Genomic DNA, 18,079 nt, shown 5'->3' with positions numbered 1-18,079 from the left:
ACTCTGTACAATGGTAATAGTGAAAAGACCCTCTCATGTTTACAGGGGGTTTTTTTGTTAATACTGTTGTTAACTAGATGATATAACAGGAAAGCAACCTTTTGGGTGATGGAGGAATCTCATGCTCAATATACTCAAAAACTGGAAGAATCAGCATTCAGCGGCTTCCAATATGGAATGGTATACAAAAGAAAATATTTTAAAAGGAGAAATTCCTGAACATATTGCCATTATTATGGACGGAAACGGCCGTTGGGCAAGAAAACGGGCAATGCCTCGTATTGCCGGACATCATGAAGGCATGAAGGTGGTTAGACAGACAACAAAGCTAGCAAGTGAGCTTGGTGTAAAAGCCTTAACTCTGTATGCTTTTTCCACTGAAAATTGGAAAAGACCAAAACTAGAGGTCGATTTTCTGATGAAGCTACCTGAAGAATTTCTTAACACATACCTTCCAGAACTCGTTGAAGAGAATGTTCAGGTGCGCATTACCGGTGATAGGGAAGGACTGCCCCCTCATACCATTCGTGCGGTAGAAAAAGCCGTCATCGATACGAAAAACAATCAAGGACTTATTCTTAATTTTGCCTTAAATTACGGGGGGCGGGCCGAGATCGCCAATGCAGCAAAGAAAATTGCCGAAGATGCAAAAAAAGGTGTCATTAAAGTTGAAGAAATCGATGAAAATTTGTTTTCTGATTATTTAATGACAGAAGCTTTGCAAGATCCCGATTTGTTGATACGAACAAGCGGCGAAATCAGACTGAGCAATTTTATGCTTTGGCAACTTGCATACAGTGAGTTTTTATTTACTGATGTTTTATGGCCTGACTTTAAAGAAGCTCACTTTCTTCAGGCCATCGGTGAGTATCAGCGTCGGGGAAGAAGGTTCGGCGGAATTTAGAGGATGGTGCAGATGAAACAGAGAATTTTGACAGCTGTTATAGCGGCGGCCGTTTTTTTGCCGCTTGTTATGGTTGGAGGGCTACCGTTCACAATACTAGTCTATGCCATGAGTATATTGGCTCTTTTCGAACTATTGCGAATGAAAGGCCTACAGCTTTTAAGCGTTCCTGGTATGATCACTTTGATACTTTTGGGAATTTTACTATACCCAAGCCGGTATCGTGAGTTGGTCACCTTTGGGGTTTCCAAAGGTGAAGTGTTATTTTTGGCCGTTCTTTTGCTTTTAGCTTATACAGTACTAAGCAAAAATATCATATCTTTTGATGGAGTCGCTTTTGCGGTTTTAACGGCTATTTATATTGGATTCGGCTTTTATTATTTTATTGAAATTAGAGACATGGGTCTTAGCTATGTTTTTTTCGCACTCGGAGTTGTTTGGTCAACAGATTCCGGGGCATATTTTATCGGCAAATCGTTTGGAAAGCGAAAGCTCTGGCCTGAAATTAGCCCTAATAAAACAATTGAAGGTTTTTGGGGCGGTATATCCATGGCGGTGATTTTTGCTCTCATCTATCAGATGGCTACAGACTTTTTGCATTCCTATCTATTTGTGTTCATGATTACAATACTTCTATCGATCGTCGGCCAAATTGGCGATTTGGCTGAATCTGCATTTAAGCGTCACTACCATGTGAAAGATTCAGGACGAATTCTTCCCGGGCATGGCGGTGTTTTGGACCGTTTTGACAGTTTATTATTTGTCGTGCCATTTCTATACTTCTTGCTTGTTCTTTTTTAGTCGTTCAGGCTATCATAAAGAGGTATATCAATGCATTTAAAAGAAATAGAGGTGCAGCATTTTGAAGAACATATGTCTTCTAGGAGCAACTGGCTCTATCGGGGAGCAAACGCTTGATGTTATAAAAGCACATGGGGATAAGTTCCGGCTCACAGCCATGACATTTGGGAAAAATATAGAAAAAGCTGTCGGGATTATTGAAACATTTAAGCCTCGATATGTAGCTGTGGGTGATGAACAGACCTATAAAAAATTGAAACAATTTTCTTTTACTTACACATTTGAAACGGGGATTGGGGAGGAAGGTTTAATTGAAGCAGCCGTTTTTCAAGAAACGGACATTGTTGTTAACGCTCTCCTAGGTAGCGTTGGTCTTCTCCCAACTTTAAAAGCAATTGAACATAAAAAAACGATTGCTTTAGCAAATAAAGAAACACTTGTGACTGCTGGACATATAGTAAAACAACATGCAAAAAAATATGATGTCCCATTATTACCTGTTGACAGTGAACATTCCGCCATTTTTCAATGTCTTCAGGGAGAGAACCCAAAACATATCAAACGGCTCATCCTCACAGCTTCAGGCGGTAGTTTTAGAGATAAAACGAGACAAGAACTGGAAGGCGTTACAGTAGAGGAAGCTCTTCATCATCCTAATTGGTCGATGGGTGCAAAAATTACGATCGATTCGGCGACATTGATGAATAAAGGGCTTGAGGTGATTGAAGCACACTGGCTTTTTGATATTCCTTATGAACAGATTGATGTGGTGCTACATAAAGAAAGCATCATCCATTCAATGGTGGAATTTCATGACAAGAGTGTCATGGCACAACTTGGCATACCTGATATGAGAGTGCCGATTGGGTATGCGCTTAGCTATCCAGAACGCCTCTTGTTTGAAGAAGAAAAATCTCTCGATCTGTGGGAAATCGGGCAATTACATTTTGCCCAAGCTGATTTTGAACGGTTCCGTTGCTTACGATTCGCTTATGAATCGGGCAAAATAGGTGGGACAATGCCGACGGTTTTAAACGCTGCAAATGAAGTTGCTGTGGCAGCATTTCTATCAGGTAAAATAACGTTTCTAGGGATTGAAGATATTGTTGAGAAAGCTTTAGAGCGTCATCAGGTCATTTTAAAACCTTCACTTCAGGACATTTGTGAAGTGGACAAAGAGGCCAGAACGTTTGTCCAAACATTACTCACATAAGGTGGTATGTTCGTGAATACTGTGATCGCGTTTATTATTATTTTTGGAACACTCGTTTTTTTTCATGAACTGGGTCATTTAATCTTAGCACAGAGAGCGGGAATATTATGCCGAGAGTTTGCTATCGGATTCGGACCGAAAATTTTCTCATTTAAGAAAAACGAGACAGTTTATACAATCAGGCTTCTCCCAATCGGTGGTTTTGTCAGAATGGCCGGAGAAGACCCTGAAATGATTGAGGTCAAGCCTGGCTATACGGTTGGGCTATTGTTTAACAAAGAAGACAAAGTCGAAAAAATCATTTTAAACCAAAAAGAAAAATATCCAGATGCACTTGTTATTGAAGTGGAACAGGCCGATTTAGAACATCAAATGAGAATTAGCGGTTATGAGCAAGGGAATGAAGATCAACTCGTTTCTTTCTCTGTCAGTGAGACATCATTTTTCATTGTAGATGGAGAAGAAGTCCAGATTGCCCCTTACAATCGACAATTTCATTCGAAAAGTGTTTGGAAGCGTATCAAAGCGATTGCAGCCGGACCGATTATGAACTTTATTTTGGCTTATGTCATTCTTGTGTTCCTTGGTATCGTACAAGGTGTACCATCAGACGAGCCTGTGCTTGGAAAGCTCGTTGATAACGGCCGGGCTGCCGAAGCTGGACTGCATGAAGGTGACCGTATCCAAACTATCAATGGGTTGAAAATGGAATCATGGACTGATGTTGTCAGCACAGTTAGAGAACACCCTGAAAAGAAAATGAAGATCGTTTTGACGCGTAACAATAACAAGCTAACGAAATATGTGACCCCAGAAGCTGTCAAAACCGGCGATGAAACCGTCGGTCGATTTGGTGCCTATAATCCTGCAGAAAAAGGACTCTTTTCAGCGATATCCTATGGTGCAACTGAAACTGTAAGAGTATCTCAGAACATTATGACAACACTTGGAAAAATGGTGACTGGGCAGTTTTCGGTTGACATGTTAGCTGGACCTGTTGGAATTTACGATATGACAGATCAAATAGCCAAAACAGGACTGATTAATCTGATGAAATTGGCTGCCTTTTTAAGTATAAATCTCGGAATTGTCAACCTTTTGCCAATACCTGCTTTGGATGGAGGCAGACTTCTGTTTCTATTTATTGAAGCAATCCGTGGAAAGCCGATCAACCGTGAAAAAGAAGCAGTTGTTGTCTTTATCGGTGTTGCCTTCCTGATGCTTGTCATGCTTGTCGTGACATGGAACGATATCCAGCGCTTGTTTTTATAAAACTAAAATTACCATTGGAACAAATGAGGTGTGAAAGAAATGAGACAGAGCAGGACGCTAATCCCGACACTTCGGGAAGTGCCGGCTGATGCTGAAGCAAAAAGTCATCAGCTTCTTCTTAGAGCGGGGTTTATTAGACAAAATACGAGCGGTATATACAGTTATATGCCACTTGCCAATAAAGTGATTCAAAAAATTCAAGCCATTATCCGTGAGGAAATGGAAAACATCAATGCCGTTGAAATGCTGATGCCAGCGCTGCAGCAGGCGGAAACATGGCAGGAATCAGGAAGGTGGTATTCGTACGGACCTGAACTGATGAGATTAAAAGACCGCCATGGTCGTGAATTTGCTCTTGGTCCGACACATGAAGAGGTTGTGACGAGCATTGTTAGAGACGAAATCAAATCGTACAAGCGTCTTCCATTAACCCTTTATCAAATCCAATCGAAATTCCGTGATGAAAAACGTCCACGTTTCGGGTTGCTGAGGGGTCGCGAGTTTATGATGAAGGATGCCTACTCTTTTCACTCTTCTGCAGAAAGCCTTGATGATACATATCAAGATATGTATCAGGCTTATACGAATGTCTTTACACGCTGCGGTCTAAATTTCAGACCGGTTATCGCAGATTCTGGGGCGATCGGTGGAAAAGACACCCATGAGTTTATGGCGCTTTCTGCTATCGGTGAAGATACGATTGCTTACTCTGATGAATCTTCATATGCTGCCAACATTGAAATGGCTGAAGTAGCAGAAATGGTTAAGTCGGAAACAATCGAAATGAAGGACATGCAGGAAATTCATACACCAGGTGTGAAAACGATAGAAGAGCTTGCCGCATTTTTAAATATATCTCCTTCAAACTGCATTAAATCCATGCTTCTCAAGGTAGATGGCCGTTTCGTACTTGTGTTGACAAGAGGAGATCATGAAGTCAACGAAATTAAAGTGAAACATCTGCTTGATGCAGAAACGATTGAATTTGCAAGTGCTGAAGAGGTTGTCGAAAATATCGGCACAACGCCAGGATTTGTTGGACCTGTTGGCTTAAACCCTGAAATTGAAATATATGCTGATTTCTCGGTAAAAGTCATGACAAATGTGGTTGTCGGAGCCAATAAATTAGATTATCATTTTCAAAATGTCAATCTTAGCCGTGATACCCATCATATCCAATTTGCAGATCTCCGTTTTATCAAGGAGGGTGATCCTTCACCTGATGGCAAAGGAACGATCCGTTTTGCAAGAGGGATTGAAGTCGGACAGGTCTTTAAGTTAGGTACCCGCTATTCAGAGGCTATGAATGCAACATACTTAGATGAAAACGGGCGGGCAAAGCCAATGCTAATGGGCTGTTACGGTATTGGAGTTTCACGAACGCTTTCCGCTATTGTCGAGCAGCATCATGATGATAAAGGCTTGGTTTGGCCGCTTTCTGTCAGTCCGTATGATCTTCACATTCTCGCACTCAATATGAAAAACGAAGGCCAGGTTCAGCTTGCTCAGACATTATATAAAGATTTACAAGCAAAAGGCTATGATATTTTATTTGATGATAGGGCTGAACGGGCTGGTGTTAAATTTGCCGACTCCGATTTAATTGGTCTACCGATTCGTATTACAGTCGGTAAGCGAGCGGGTGAAGGTGTAGTAGAAGTGAAAATCAGGAAAACAGGAGAATCCTTTGAGATGACAACAGAGGAACTGTCAGGCTTTATTGAAAAACAAATGAAGAACTTATCAACGCATTCGTAAACATGTTAAACTAGGATATATGAAGGTACCTCAGAATGATTTCTTGAGGTGCCTTCAATTATGATCTTTTAGGGAGGAATCTGTCTTGGAAGACCAGCTTTCTGTCAACAGAAGACAGTTTCAAATTCTTCTGCAGCAGCTCAATTTAACCGATGATTCAATGATCCGCCATTTTGAAGGTGGACAAATCACTAAACTTACCGTTCATAAACAGAAGAAGACTTGGCATTTTCACTTTATATTTAAAGCTGTGCTACCTTATCAGATCTTCGAGCGCTTTCATCATCAGCTGACACGCACCTTTTCCCATATCGCACAAGTAACCTGTTCTATTGATGCTGAAGATAAGTCTGTCAATGAACAGTTAGTTCAGGATTATTGGGTGCACTCGATTCAAGAATTAGACGGTATTTCTCCGCCAATTTTGGTGCTTTTGAATGAGCAACAACCAAGACTAGTTGGAAACAAAATTTTACTTAAAACGAAAACAGACACAGAAGCTTCTGCATTAAAAAGAAAGTACAGTTCGCTTATTCAGTCAAGCTACCGGTCATTCGGTTTTCCAGAACTTCAGCTTGATACAGAAATTTTTGTTTCAGATCAAGAGATTCAGAAATTTAGAGAACAAAAACAAGCTGAAGATCAAGAAAAAGCATTACAAGCTTTAATTGAGATGGAGAAGCAGGATAAGGAAAGAGCAGATGAGGAAGCACCATCAGGGCCGTTGCAAATCGGATACCCCATTAAGGATACCGAAGAAATTAGAACGCTTGATAGCATAATGGATGAAGAACGAAGAATCACAGTTCAAGGGTATGTGTTTGATGCCGAAACAAGAGAATTGAAAAGTGGCAGAACGCTTTGCATCTTTAAAATAACTGATTATACAAACAGTATCCTGATCAAGATGTTTGCTCGGGAAAAAGAGGATGCAGCCTTGATGAAGACTTTGAAAAAAGGCATGTGGGTTAAGGCAAGAGGTAGTATTCAAAACGATACATTTGTCCGTGATTTGGTAATGATTGCTAATGATGTGAATGAAATTAGGGCAAAAACGCGCGAAGACACAGCTCCTGAAGACGAAAAACGAGTTGAATTGCACCTCCATTCACCGATGAGTCAAATGGATGCTGTTTCAAGTATCGGGAAGCTTGTTGAACAGGCGAAAAAATGGAATCATTCTGCGATTGCCATTACAGACCATGCTGTTGTTCAATCCTTTCCAGACGCATTTTCAGCCAGTAAAAAGCATGGTGTGAAAATGATATATGGGTTGGAAGCCAACCTGGTTGATGATGGTGTGCCAATCGCCTACAATCCCGTTCACCGTCTCCTTGAAGAAGAAACATATGTCGTATTTGATGTGGAAACAACAGGGTTATCAGCTGTCTATGATACGATTATCGAATTGGCCGCGGTGAAAATAAAAGGCGGGGAGATCATTGAACGCTTTGAGCGGTTTGCTAATCCACACCGTCCTTTATCAGCAACAATTATTGAACTGACAGGGATTACCGATGATATGCTTAAAGATGCACCTGATGTTAAAGAAGTGATTAGAGAATTTAAGGAATGGTCTGGTGACCACACATTAGTTGCTCACAATGCAAGCTTTGACATCGGGTTCATCAATGTTGCCTATAAGCGTCTGTTGAAAACCGAAAAAGTGCAAAACCCTGTAATAGACACACTCGAACTGGGCCGGTTTCTTTATCCGGAGTTTAAAAACCACAGGCTCAATACACTCTGTAAAAAGTTCGATATTGAACTTACTCAGCACCATAGAGCAATATATGATACAGAAGCAACGGGTTATTTACTTGTGAAAATGCTCAAAGATGCAACTGAAAAAGAGATTTTGTATCATGATGAGCTCAATGAAAATATGGGACAATCCAATGCATATCAACGTTCTAGGCCATATCATGCGACACTTTTAGCCGTTAATGAAACAGGTCTGAAAAATCTCTTTAAACTTGTTTCATTGTCACACATTCATTACTTTTACAGAGTGCCGCGGATTCCGAGATCCCAGCTTGAAAAGCATAGGGAAGGCATTTTAATTGGTTCAGCCTGTGACAAAGGTGAAGTGTTCGAAGGCATGATGCAAAAATCACCGGAAGAAGTAGAAGAGATTGCAGCATTTTATGACTATTTGGAAGTGATGCCGCCGGAAGTGTATCGCCACCTCATTCAGCTTGAACTCGTGAGAGATGAGCATTCCTTAAAAGAAATTATTACTAATATCACAAAGCTTGGTGACAAATTGAACATACCTGTGGTGGCCACGGGAAATGTCCATTACTTACATCCTGAAGATAAAATCTACAGAAAGATTTTAGTTTCTTCACAAGGTGGGGCAAATCCTCTGAACAGACATGAACTGCCAAATGTTCACTTTCGGACCACAGATGAAATGCTTGCTGCTTTTTCGTTTTTGGAGAAAGAAAAAGCGAGGGAAATTGTGATCACCAACACCCAAAAGGTCAGTAACATGATCGAAGAGATAAAACCGATCAAAGATGATCTTTATACACCAAAAATTGATGGGGCAGATGAAGAAATTAGGCAAATGAGCTATGAGAAAGCGAAGCGTATTTATGGCGAAGAACTGCCTGAAATCGTTAAAGAGCGAATTGAAAAAGAACTAAAAAGTATTATTGGTCATGGATTCGCTGTTATCTATCTCATTTCTCATAAACTCGTGAAACGCTCGCTTGATGATGGCTATCTCGTTGGGTCTAGGGGATCTGTAGGCTCTTCATTAGTTGCAACATTGACAGAAATTACAGAGGTTAACCCATTGCCTCCGCATTATGTCTGTCCAGATTGTCGCCATTCGGAATTTTTCAATGACGGGTCTGTCGGCTCAGGCTATGATTTACCTGATAAAGATTGTCCGAACTGTGGGGCAGCTTATAAAAAAGATGGTCATGACATTCCGTTTGAAACATTCCTGGGTTTTAAAGGGGACAAGGTTCCGGATATCGATTTAAACTTTTCAGGAGAATATCAGCCCCATGCCCATAATTACACAAAAGTACTATTTGGAGAAGATAACGTCTACCGTGCGGGAACGATTGGTACTGTCGCTGAAAAAACGGCATATGGATATGTAAAAGGGTATGCGAATGATCATAATTTGCATATGCGCGGAGCAGAAATTGATCGGCTTGTACAGGGCTGCACTGGTGTAAAAAGAACAACAGGTCAGCATCCAGGTGGAATCATTGTTGTTCCCGATTACATGGATATATACGATTTTTCACCGATTCAGTTTCCAGCGGATGCCACTGGTTCAGAGTGGAAAACAACTCATTTTGACTTTCACTCTATTCACGACAATCTACTAAAACTCGATATCCTTGGTCATGATGATCCGACGGTAATCCGCATGCTTCAAGATTTGAGTGGAGTTGATCCAAAAACAATTCCGACAGATGACCCTGAAGTCATGAAAATATTTCAAGGGACAGAGTCTTTAGGGGTTACTGAAGAGCAGATTGGCTGTAAAACAGGGACGCTTGGCATCCCTGAATTCGGAACCCGTTTTGTCCGACAGATGCTTGAGGATACAAAACCGACAACATTTTCCGAACTCGTTCAAATTTCTGGTCTATCACACGGAACAGATGTCTGGCTTGGAAATGCTCAAGAATTGATTCACAATAACATTTGTGAACTGAGCGAAGTCATCGGTTGTCGTGACGATATAATGGTGTATTTAATTTATCAAGGACTTGAACCGTCTCTTGCCTTTAAGATTATGGAATTTGTCCGTAAAGGGAAAGGTCTAACACCTGAGTGGGAAGAAGAAATGAAGAACAATCAAGTACCAGATTGGTATATCGATTCTTGTAAAAAAATTAAATATATGTTCCCGAAAGCCCACGCTACCGCATATGTTTTGATGGCAGTCAGGATCGCCTACTTTAAAGTCCATCATCCATTACTTTATTATGCAGCATACTTTACAGTACGTGCTGATGATTTTGACATCGATACCATGATCAAGGGCTCGACTGCGATCAGAGCGGTCATGGATGATATCAATACAAAAGGGCTTGATGCTTCTCCAAAAGAGAAAAGTTTGCTGACTGTGCTTGAGATCGCATTAGAAATGTGTGAAAGAGGATTTTCTTTCCAAAAAATTGATCTCTATCGTTCCAGTGCCTCTGAATTTATGATTGATGGTAACAGTCTGATTCCGCCTTTTAACTCGATTCCTGGTCTTGGTACAAGTGTTGCTTTAAATATTGTCAAAGCAAGAAAAGAAGGCGAATTTCTTTCTAAAGAAGATTTGCAAAAGCGAGGAAAGGTTTCAAAAACAATTATGGAATATTTGGATGGACATGGTTGTCTTGAATCTCTTCCTGATCAAAATCAGTTGTCTTTATTTTAGAACTGCCGGCATTGCCGGTAGTTTTTTTATATTTTCATTTTTAAACCAGTTTGAGAATCACTGCAATTAAATATGGGGATTCAATGACAGTGGAATCTATTGTGGTAGACTTGGTCATATAAAAGATTGTTCTGAAGTGGTGAGTCTTACTATTCACAAAAAATTGTAGAGTTGTTCCTGATAAAGAAGTGAGTAATCAAAATGTATTGTATTAATTTACTCTGTTGAGCCACATCATTTTATTGGTACGCCAATCCTCCTGTTAAACTCGATGTTAAAATCCTCAATAATATCAAAAGAAGGTTCCAACAACAATCTGAATTACCTATTTGAGCTAAATTATAGTGCTCTCATTGCTTGGAAATTTACCGATATTAAATAATGGAAACGAAGAACGAAGTATAACATCAATTATTCGCTAGTTTTTATGGACTAAAAGAAGATCATATTGGTGGGGAAGTCTCTATTTCTCCTATAGACAGTCATGGGCTTTCTAATCGATGTCTTTAAGGATGAATGTTGGTTGAACAACCAGTTTCATCGTTTAGGCCTATATTACTCATGCTCGGATGGTTTCAAAAAACAATTGACAAAAAATGTTTTAACATGTTAATGTTTTCAAGGAGTTTGATGTTTCAACAATGCATGCTTTTCTATAGGAGGTGAGTAAAATGTAAACGCTTTCTGTTGTGTCCCTCTATTCTCTTTGTCATTATCTGAATGATAAAAGCTGAACAACTAACATATCCACATTTCTCCGACTCAACACAATTGATCTCCATCATGTCTAGTGCTAGATATTCTCTTCAAAAATACTTATTTAAACCATAACCAAGATTGGTATCAGAAATGCCGTGCCTGTTGATCATGAAGATCAGTTTAAAAGAATTGACCGAGGTGTTTGTTACCGGTGTCTCTAACATGTTTTACCCACTCGCCCACAAATAACAAAATGATCACGATATGGTGGGATAACGGGAATGACCAGTTTGACAGAATAGAAAGAAAGTGACGTGATCCTGTTGCAAAAAATATCATCGTTCAGGCGGGGTAAGGTATAAAAATGCGATTATTAAACTTGTAGAACTTGATATTAAAAGGGAGCAACAGCTGGGCGCTCAACCGGTTGACATTCAGCTTAATGGACGTACACTCACAGGAATCTTCCGTCAAGCAAAACCATTGAAAAAAGGTTGACTACACTGTTGATCATGATGGGAAACAGTCGCGATCACAGAAGCTTATATCACAAAGTTGATGGCTGAATCAGCTGGGATAGGAGCAAAAGGACAACTCACTTTTTGATAAAGGTGCAAATCAAGTCATGTTGTGATTCTTTATGATCGCCCAAAACTAGAAAAAAGTGAATTACAGTCTGAAAGTCACGAATTAATGGGGCTCTTCAAATACCTGAGTATTTAAACGGCACAACACTGGCAACAGTAAAAGGAGTCGTTGATTCTACCGGAAAACCTGTTCTTGAGGACGTATGGTCGCGGACACCTTATGATGAAGGTTTTTATGAAAAAGACGGTGATCTCTATTTGCGAGAGCGTGTTTTAAAGTTTTAAAAATGACTCTACATTTACATTTGAAGTGTGGCCAAAATAGTTGTCAAAATGAAAGTCGTACCGTAAAAAATGTAAACATTTTTTGAGAAAGAGAGGAAAATAATGAAAACACTGAAAGTTGTGATGTTTTGTTTTGTGATGATCTCTTTCAGTTTGTTTGGATTTTCCCGTCCGGCTTTTGCTGCATCTCCTTTTGTTTCAACATCTGAAACAAAATTTATGTTAAATGGAAAGCCCTTTTATTTTGCTGGAACCAATAACTATTATTTTCACTATAAGTCTAAAAAAATGGTTGATGATGTCTTTCACGATATGAAAGCGATGAACTTGAAAGTGATTCGTATTTGGGGATTCCTTGATGGAAAAGCACATGATCAGTCTGTCATGCAGCCTGCCCCTGGTGTTTATGATGAATCCGGCTTTTCTAAACTTGATTATGCGATTTACAAAGCGGGTCAAATGGGAATAAAACTGGTCATTCCATTTGTGAACAACTGGGATGAATTTGGTGGAATGAATCAATATGTTCGCTGGTTTCATGCAGACGGGCATGATGCGTTTTATACAGATCCACGGATTAAGCAAGCGTATAAACGTTATGTTTCATATATGTTGAATCGAATGAACACATATACAGGTGTAAAATATAAAAATGATCCCGCCATTATGACATGGGAACTGGCAAATGAGCCGAGAGTCCGGTCAGACAGGAGCGGAAACATGCTAGTTGAATGGGCGGATGAAATGAGTTCATATATCAAATCAATTGATCGAAAGCATCTTGTCGCAGTAGGTGATGAAGGGTTTTACCGGATAGATGGTCATCATGATTGGATCTTTAACGGCAGCGAAGGAGTTGACTGGATGAGGCTCACTGCTCTTCCCAACATTGATTACGGAACATACCATTTGTATCCAGATCATTGGGGGAAGACAGCAGAATGGGGAAATCAGTGGATTACAGACCATATCCGTGATGGGAAAAAAATCGGTAAACCGGTCGTACTGGAAGAGTACGGTTTTAAAGATCAAACAAGACGAGATCATGTGTACAAATCATGGCTTGATCTGATTGAAAAACATCATGGGGCAGGAAGTCAATTTTGGATTTTGACTGGTATTCAAGATGATGGTACACTCTATCCTGATTATGATGGATTTCGGATTGTTTATCCAAGTTCCTCAGCAGCGATTATTTCAGAACATGCCAAACGAATGAATAAAAAATAACATTTAAAAACAGTAAACATACATCCTAACGAGATGTAACCCTCATACAAATACTTGAAGCAAACTGATTTGCATTAAAAATATGGTTATGGTATAGTTTTATTGGAAATGCTAACGATAGCCGAGGCGAAGAGTGGGGAAACCCGCTCTTTTGTATTGACTAGGTAATTTTGTCTCGACATGTTCATCGTTTTTTCTATGATCCCCTGCTTATCGAGCAGGGTTTTTACGAGGGAACTGATGAATGGGAGCCTGCACAAGGAGGAAGAGAATTGAGTAACAAAGTGATCGATACCGTCAGCGAAATGGTTCAGCCTATTTTAGACAGTCTTCAGCTTGAACTTGTCGACATCGAATTTGTCAAAGAAGGCCCAAACTGGTTCCTTCGGGTGTTTGTTGATTCAGATTCAGGGGTCGACATTGAAGAGTGTGCCAAAGTTAGCGAAGCTCTTAGTGAAAAGCTGGATGAGTCCGATCCGATCAAGCAGAACTATTTTCTCGAAGTATCGTCTCCAGGAGCTGAACGGCCACTCAAGAAAGAAGCCGATTTCATGAAAGCGCTCGGAAAAAACGTATTTATTAAGACCTATGAACCAATTGAAGGATATAAAGAGTTCGAAGGCATTCTTTCTGAGTTTGACGGTGAATTCGTCGAAGTAACGATGACAATCAAAACAAGGCAGAAAAAAATCAAAATTCCTTACGAAAAAGTAGGAAAAGCAAGGCTAGCAGTTTCGTTCAATTAATTTTTGACTGTTTAAGGGGGAAACCGTAAACATGAGTAGTGAGTTGTTAGATGCCCTGACGGTTCTTGAAAAAGAAAAGGGAATCAGTAAAGACATTATTATCGAAGCAATTGAGGCTGCGCTTATTTCCGCTTATAAACGGAACTTTAATCAGGCGCAAAATGTCAGGGTCGACTTAAACCGCGACACGGGTACAATTCGTGTTTTTGCTAGAAAGGATGTCGTGGATGAAGTCTATGACCCACGACTAGAAATCTCGATTGATAACGCGAGAAATATTAATCCAAACTATATTGTTGGCGATGTTGTTGAGATAGAAGTGACTCCGAAAGATTTCGGTCGTATTGCTGCCCAGACGGCAAAACAGGTGGTTACACAGCGTGTCCGTGAGGCAGAACGAGGTGTCATCTATTCAGAATTTATTGATCGTGAAGAAGATATTATGACCGGTATCGTTCAGCGGATTGACAATAAATTCATCTATGTTTCATTAGGGAAAATTGAAGCGCTTCTGCCGACTGGTGAACAAATGCCAAATGAAGTCTATAAACCTCATGATCGAATTAAGGTGTTTATCACAAAAGTTGAAAAAACAACGAAGGGTCCACAAATTTACGTTTCAAGAACTCATCCTGGCTTATTAAAACGTCTTTTTGAAATTGAAGTGCCAGAAATTTATGATGGAACAGTTGAACTCAAGTCTGTAGCAAGAGAGGCGGGAGATCGCTCTAAAATTTCCGTCCGGACAGAAGATCCCGATATCGATCCGGTCGGTGCTTGTGTAGGCCCTAAAGGACAGCGTGTTCAAGCAATCGTTAATGAACTGAAAGGCGAGAAAATAGATATTGTCCACTGGTCAAATGATCCTGTCGAATTTGTTGCCAATGCATTAAGTCCATCTAAAGTACTAGATGTCATTGTGAATGAAGAAGAGAAGTCGACAACGGTAATCGTTCCAGATTACCAACTATCACTTGCAATTGGCAAAAGAGGGCAAAATGCTCGCTTGGCAGCTAAGTTAACCAACTGGAAGATAGATATTAAAAGTGAAACAGATGCAAGAGAACTAGGGATTTACCCTAGAGAGTTCGAAGAAGAGCATGAAGCGCTTTTCTTAGAAGACGAAATGCCAGAATCGGATGAATAAGAGGTGACCTTTGGTGAAAAGCCGAAAGAAGATCCCGCTTAGAAAATGCGTTGTAACAGGGGAAATGAAGCCGAAAAAAGAGCTCATTCGTGTCGTCCGTTCTAAAGAAGGAGAGGTATCCGTTGATCCGACTGGAAAAAAGAACGGCCGGGGAGCTTATCTTACACTTGATAAAGAAGTTATTTTAACTGCAAAAAAGAAAAATAGCTTAGCAAATCAGCTTCAAGCACAAATTGATGGTCAGATTTTTGATAAACTGTTGGAACTAGCAGAAAAGGAGAACAGATAAATGTCAGATTCGGAGTGGTTTTCCTTGCTAGGCCTAGCGAATCGAGCTCGAAAAGTCGTGTCCGGTGAAGACCTGGTCGTAAAAGAAATCAGACATTCACGCGCAAAGCTTGTTTTACTGGCAAAAGATGTCTCTTTTAACACGGAGAAAAAAGTCACAGATAAATGCAAATACTACAATGTTCCATTCAAAACAGTCGGTGATCGTCTCCTTTTAGGTCGTTCTATCGGCAAAGAGTCCCGTGTTGTTGTAGCGGTAACTGACCAAGGTTTTGCGAATACGTTGCTCCGAAAGCTCGATTAATTTTTTTGGGGGTGAACGAATGGCTAAAATGAGAGTTTATGAATATGCAAAAACCATAAATGTTTCAAGTAAGGACATCTTAGCGGTATTGAAAGATCTGAATATGGAAGTCAATAATCATATGGCAATGATTGGGGAAGATGCTATCAAACAGCTTGATAAAAAGTTCAAAAAAGGCAGCGGACAGCCTGTTGAGAAAAAGCAAGCGACAAAACCTGCTGATTCAAGCGGTCAAAAGCAGCATTCTACAACAAAACCAAATAAAAATCGAGATGGAAAGAAGAATAACGTGCAAAATACTCAATTTAACAATAACAATAAGAAGAAAAACAACAAAAAAAATAAACGAAATAAAAATCAACACACACAACCGCAACAAGAGAAACAAATCAAACCGAAAAAAGAACTTCCAGAAAAAATTACATTTACCAATTCTCTTACGGTCGGTGCGTTAGCAGAGGCACTTGGAAAAGAACCGTCAGAGATCATTAAAAAGCTGATGCTGCTCGGTGTCATGGCAACAATCAATCAGGATCTTGATAAAGATACCGTTGAACTTATTGCTTCTGAATACGGTGTAGAAGTGGAAGAAGTGATCGTCCACGAAGAAACTGAATTTGAGAAATATGAAGAGCATGATCAAGAAGAAGATCTTGAAATTCGTCCTCCTGTTGTGACGATCATGGGACACGTAGACCACGGGAAAACAACGCTTCTCGATAGCATTCGTAAAACGAAAGTTGTTGAAGGAGAAGCAGGCGGAATCACACAACATATCGGCGCTTATCAAATCGAAGAAAATGGGAAAAAGATTACATTTCTTGATACACCGGGACACGCCGCATTTACAACAATGCGAGCGCGTGGTGCTGAAGTGACTGATATTACGATTCTCGTTGTAGCCGCAGATGACGGTGTAATGCCTCAAACAATTGAGGCGATCAACCATGCAAAAGCAGCAGAAGTTCCAATTATTGTAGCTGTCAATAAAATTGATAAACCAGCGGCCAATCCTGATCGTGTGATGCAGGAGTTAACAGAGCATGGCCTTGTCCCAGAAGCATGGGGAGGCGAAACGATTTTTGTACCTCTGTCTGCTCTTTCAGGTGAAGGGATCGATGAGTTGATTGAAATGATTCTACTCGTTAGTGAAGTTGAAGAACTGAAAGCGAACCCGAACCGCAGAGCAAAAGGTACAGTTATCGAAGCCGAACTTGATAAAGGAAAAGGTTCTGTGGCAACATTACTTGTTCAGACTGGAACTCTCCATGTCGGTGATCCGATTGTTGTCGGTAACACATTTGGCCGGGTACGTGCCATGGTCAATGATATCGGTAGACGTGTCAAATCAGCTGGTCCATCTACACCGGTTGAAATTACTGGTTTGAACGAAGTTCCAAATGCAGGGGATCAGTTCCTTGTCTTTAAAGATGAAAAAACAGCTCGTTCAGTTGGTGAATCGCGTGCTTCGAAACAACTTGAAGAACAACGCAGTGATAAAGCAAAACTCAGTCTTGATGATCTATTCGAACAGATTAAACAAGGTGATGTTAAAGAAATCAACCTTGTGGTTAAAGCTGATGTTCAAGGTTCTGCGGAAGCCTTAGCCGCTGCATTGCAGAAAATTGAAGTCGAAGGCGTCAGAGTGAAGATTATTCACACAGGTGTTGGGGCAATTACTGAATCAGATATTATTTTAGCATCTGCTTCAAATGCGATTGTCATTGGGTTTAATGTAAGACCTGACGGAAATGCTAAGAGTACGGCTGATGTCGAAAATGTTGATATCAGGCTACACCGTATCATTTATAAGGTCATCGATGAAATTGAAGCGGCTATGAAAGGTATGCTTGATCCTGAATATGAAGAAAAAGTGATCGGCATGGTTGAAGTTCGCCAAACATTCAAAGTTTCAAAAATCGGTACGATTGCCGGTGGCTATGTAACAGAAGGAACGATTACGAGAGATAGCGGTATCCGCTTAATTCGCGATGGTGTCGTCATTTTTGAGGGAGAAGTAGATGTACTGAAACGTTTTAAAGATGACGTAAAAGAAGTTGCACAAGGATATGAATGTGGTATTACCATTAAAAAATATAACGACATACGTGAAGGTGATGTCATTGAAGCGTATGTTATGCAAGAAATTGAAAGACAGTGATCGGTTTTGTTGAATGTGAATGTATCATTTATGATGCATTATCACTTAAGGAAAAACGTGCAGTTCTAAAGCGGGTGATGACAAGAATCCGGGGAAGGTTTAATGTTTCTATAGCAGAAATAGCCTACCAAGATACATGGCAACACACTAGCTTTGGAATTGCCGCTGTTTCTTCTTCCCGTGTTCATACGGAAAAAGAGCTGCAACGTGTTCTCGCCTTTATCGACTCTTTTCCGGAAATTGAACGGACGATCACGAGAACAGAGTGGTTTTAATATAGAG

General features: G+C 40.2%; 13 protein-coding genes. All 13 read left to right on the top strand.

All coding sequences use genetic code 11. The features are described 5' to 3' along the window. Positions 1-121 precede the first annotated feature (121 nt). The 13 genes from PDT38_RS03890 to PDT38_RS03830 all read left to right on the top strand — a co-directional run bounded on the left by PDT38_RS03890 (position 122) and on the right by PDT38_RS03830 (position 18,072). Complete coding sequence (locus PDT38_RS03890) at positions 122-904, top strand: isoprenyl transferase (protein ID WP_270799147.1); 783 nt, start codon at positions 122-124, stop codon at positions 902-904. A gap of 12 nt (positions 905-916) precedes the next feature. Next, on the top strand, positions 917-1,705 hold the full coding sequence (locus PDT38_RS03885; protein ID WP_270799146.1) for a phosphatidate cytidylyltransferase: 789 nt from the start codon (positions 917-919) through the stop codon (positions 1,703-1,705). Positions 1,706-1,766: 61 nt separating this feature from the next. After that, positions 1,767-2,918 carry a 1-deoxy-D-xylulose-5-phosphate reductoisomerase gene (gene dxr, locus PDT38_RS03880; protein ID WP_270799145.1) on the top strand — a complete coding sequence of 384 codons (1,152 nt, stop codon included), beginning with the start codon at positions 1,767-1,769 and terminating at the stop codon, positions 2,916-2,918. Positions 2,919-2,924: 6 nt separating this feature from the next. Beyond that, the gene (gene rseP / locus PDT38_RS03875; protein ID WP_270799143.1) at positions 2,925-4,190 is read left to right on the top strand and encodes an RIP metalloprotease RseP; all 1,266 of its coding nucleotides are present in this window, start codon (positions 2,925-2,927) and stop codon (positions 4,188-4,190) included. Positions 4,191-4,229: 39 nt separating this feature from the next. Beyond that, positions 4,230-5,948 (top strand): proline--tRNA ligase, encoded by a 1,719-nt coding sequence (locus PDT38_RS03870; protein ID WP_270799142.1) that lies wholly within the window; start codon positions 4,230-4,232, stop codon positions 5,946-5,948. A gap of 85 nt (positions 5,949-6,033) precedes the next feature. Then, on the top strand, positions 6,034-10,350 hold the full coding sequence (locus tag PDT38_RS03865; RefSeq protein ID WP_270799140.1) for a PolC-type DNA polymerase III: 4,317 nt from the start codon (positions 6,034-6,036) through the stop codon (positions 10,348-10,350). A 1,709-nt stretch (positions 10,351-12,059) separates the two neighbouring features. Beyond that, positions 12,060-13,151 carry a glycoside hydrolase 5 family protein gene (locus PDT38_RS03860; RefSeq protein WP_394356235.1) on the top strand — a complete coding sequence of 364 codons (1,092 nt, stop codon included), beginning with the start codon at positions 12,060-12,062 and terminating at the stop codon, positions 13,149-13,151. A 272-nt stretch (positions 13,152-13,423) separates the two neighbouring features. Beyond that, the gene (gene rimP, locus PDT38_RS03855) at positions 13,424-13,897 is read left to right on the top strand and encodes a ribosome maturation factor RimP (RefSeq protein ID WP_270799138.1); all 474 of its coding nucleotides are present in this window, start codon (positions 13,424-13,426) and stop codon (positions 13,895-13,897) included. A 31-nt stretch (positions 13,898-13,928) separates the two neighbouring features. Beyond that, the gene (nusA, locus tag PDT38_RS03850) at positions 13,929-15,044 is read left to right on the top strand and encodes a transcription termination factor NusA (RefSeq protein WP_270799136.1); all 1,116 of its coding nucleotides are present in this window, start codon (positions 13,929-13,931) and stop codon (positions 15,042-15,044) included. A 13-nt stretch (positions 15,045-15,057) separates the two neighbouring features. Beyond that, a complete protein-coding gene (gene rnpM / locus PDT38_RS03845) occupies positions 15,058-15,333 on the top strand; it encodes an RNase P modulator RnpM (protein WP_270799135.1) in 276 nt (91 codons plus the stop codon). Next, positions 15,334-15,636, top strand: a complete 303-nt coding sequence (locus PDT38_RS03840; RefSeq protein WP_172294921.1) for a YlxQ family RNA-binding protein — start codon at positions 15,334-15,336, stop codon at positions 15,634-15,636. Positions 15,637-15,655: 19 nt separating this feature from the next. Beyond that, positions 15,656-17,797: a translation initiation factor IF-2 gene (gene infB / locus PDT38_RS03835; protein WP_270799134.1), complete on the top strand. Its 2,142-nt coding sequence runs from the start codon at positions 15,656-15,658 to the stop codon at positions 17,795-17,797. Then, positions 17,794-18,072, top strand: coding sequence for a DUF503 domain-containing protein (locus PDT38_RS03830; protein ID WP_270799133.1), 279 nt, complete (start codon positions 17,794-17,796; stop codon positions 18,070-18,072). Before infB ends, PDT38_RS03830 begins: the two co-directional genes overlap by 4 nt. The last annotated feature ends 7 nt before the right edge of the window (positions 18,073-18,079 follow it).

The organism is Bacillus changyiensis (genome assembly GCF_027706145.1).
Lineage (GTDB): Bacteria > Bacillota > Bacilli > Bacillales > Bacillaceae > Bacillus > Bacillus changyiensis.
The sequence above is the reverse complement of the archived record's forward strand: the minus strand, read 5'-3'. Positions and strand labels throughout refer to the sequence as shown.

What these genes read in the sequence shown, in the direction of transcription:
- PDT38_RS03890 (WP_270799147.1), top strand. Translation starts at nt 122, where the DNA reads ATGCTCAATATACTCAAAAACTGGAAGAATCAGCATTCAGCGGCTTCC.
- PDT38_RS03885 (WP_270799146.1), top strand. Translation starts at nt 917, where the DNA reads ATGAAACAGAGAATTTTGACAGCTGTTATAGCGGCGGCCGTTTTTTTG.
- rseP (WP_270799143.1), top strand. Translation starts at nt 2,925, where the DNA reads ATGTTCGTGAATACTGTGATCGCGTTTATTATTATTTTTGGAACACTC.
- PDT38_RS03870 (WP_270799142.1), top strand. Translation starts at nt 4,230, where the DNA reads ATGAGACAGAGCAGGACGCTAATCCCGACACTTCGGGAAGTGCCGGCT.
- PDT38_RS03860 (WP_394356235.1), top strand. Translation starts at nt 12,060, where the DNA reads ATGATCTCTTTCAGTTTGTTTGGATTTTCCCGTCCGGCTTTTGCTGCA.
- nusA (WP_270799136.1), top strand. Translation starts at nt 13,929, where the DNA reads ATGAGTAGTGAGTTGTTAGATGCCCTGACGGTTCTTGAAAAAGAAAAG.
- PDT38_RS03840 (WP_172294921.1), top strand. Translation starts at nt 15,334, where the DNA reads ATGTCAGATTCGGAGTGGTTTTCCTTGCTAGGCCTAGCGAATCGAGCT.
- infB (WP_270799134.1), top strand. Translation starts at nt 15,656, where the DNA reads ATGGCTAAAATGAGAGTTTATGAATATGCAAAAACCATAAATGTTTCA.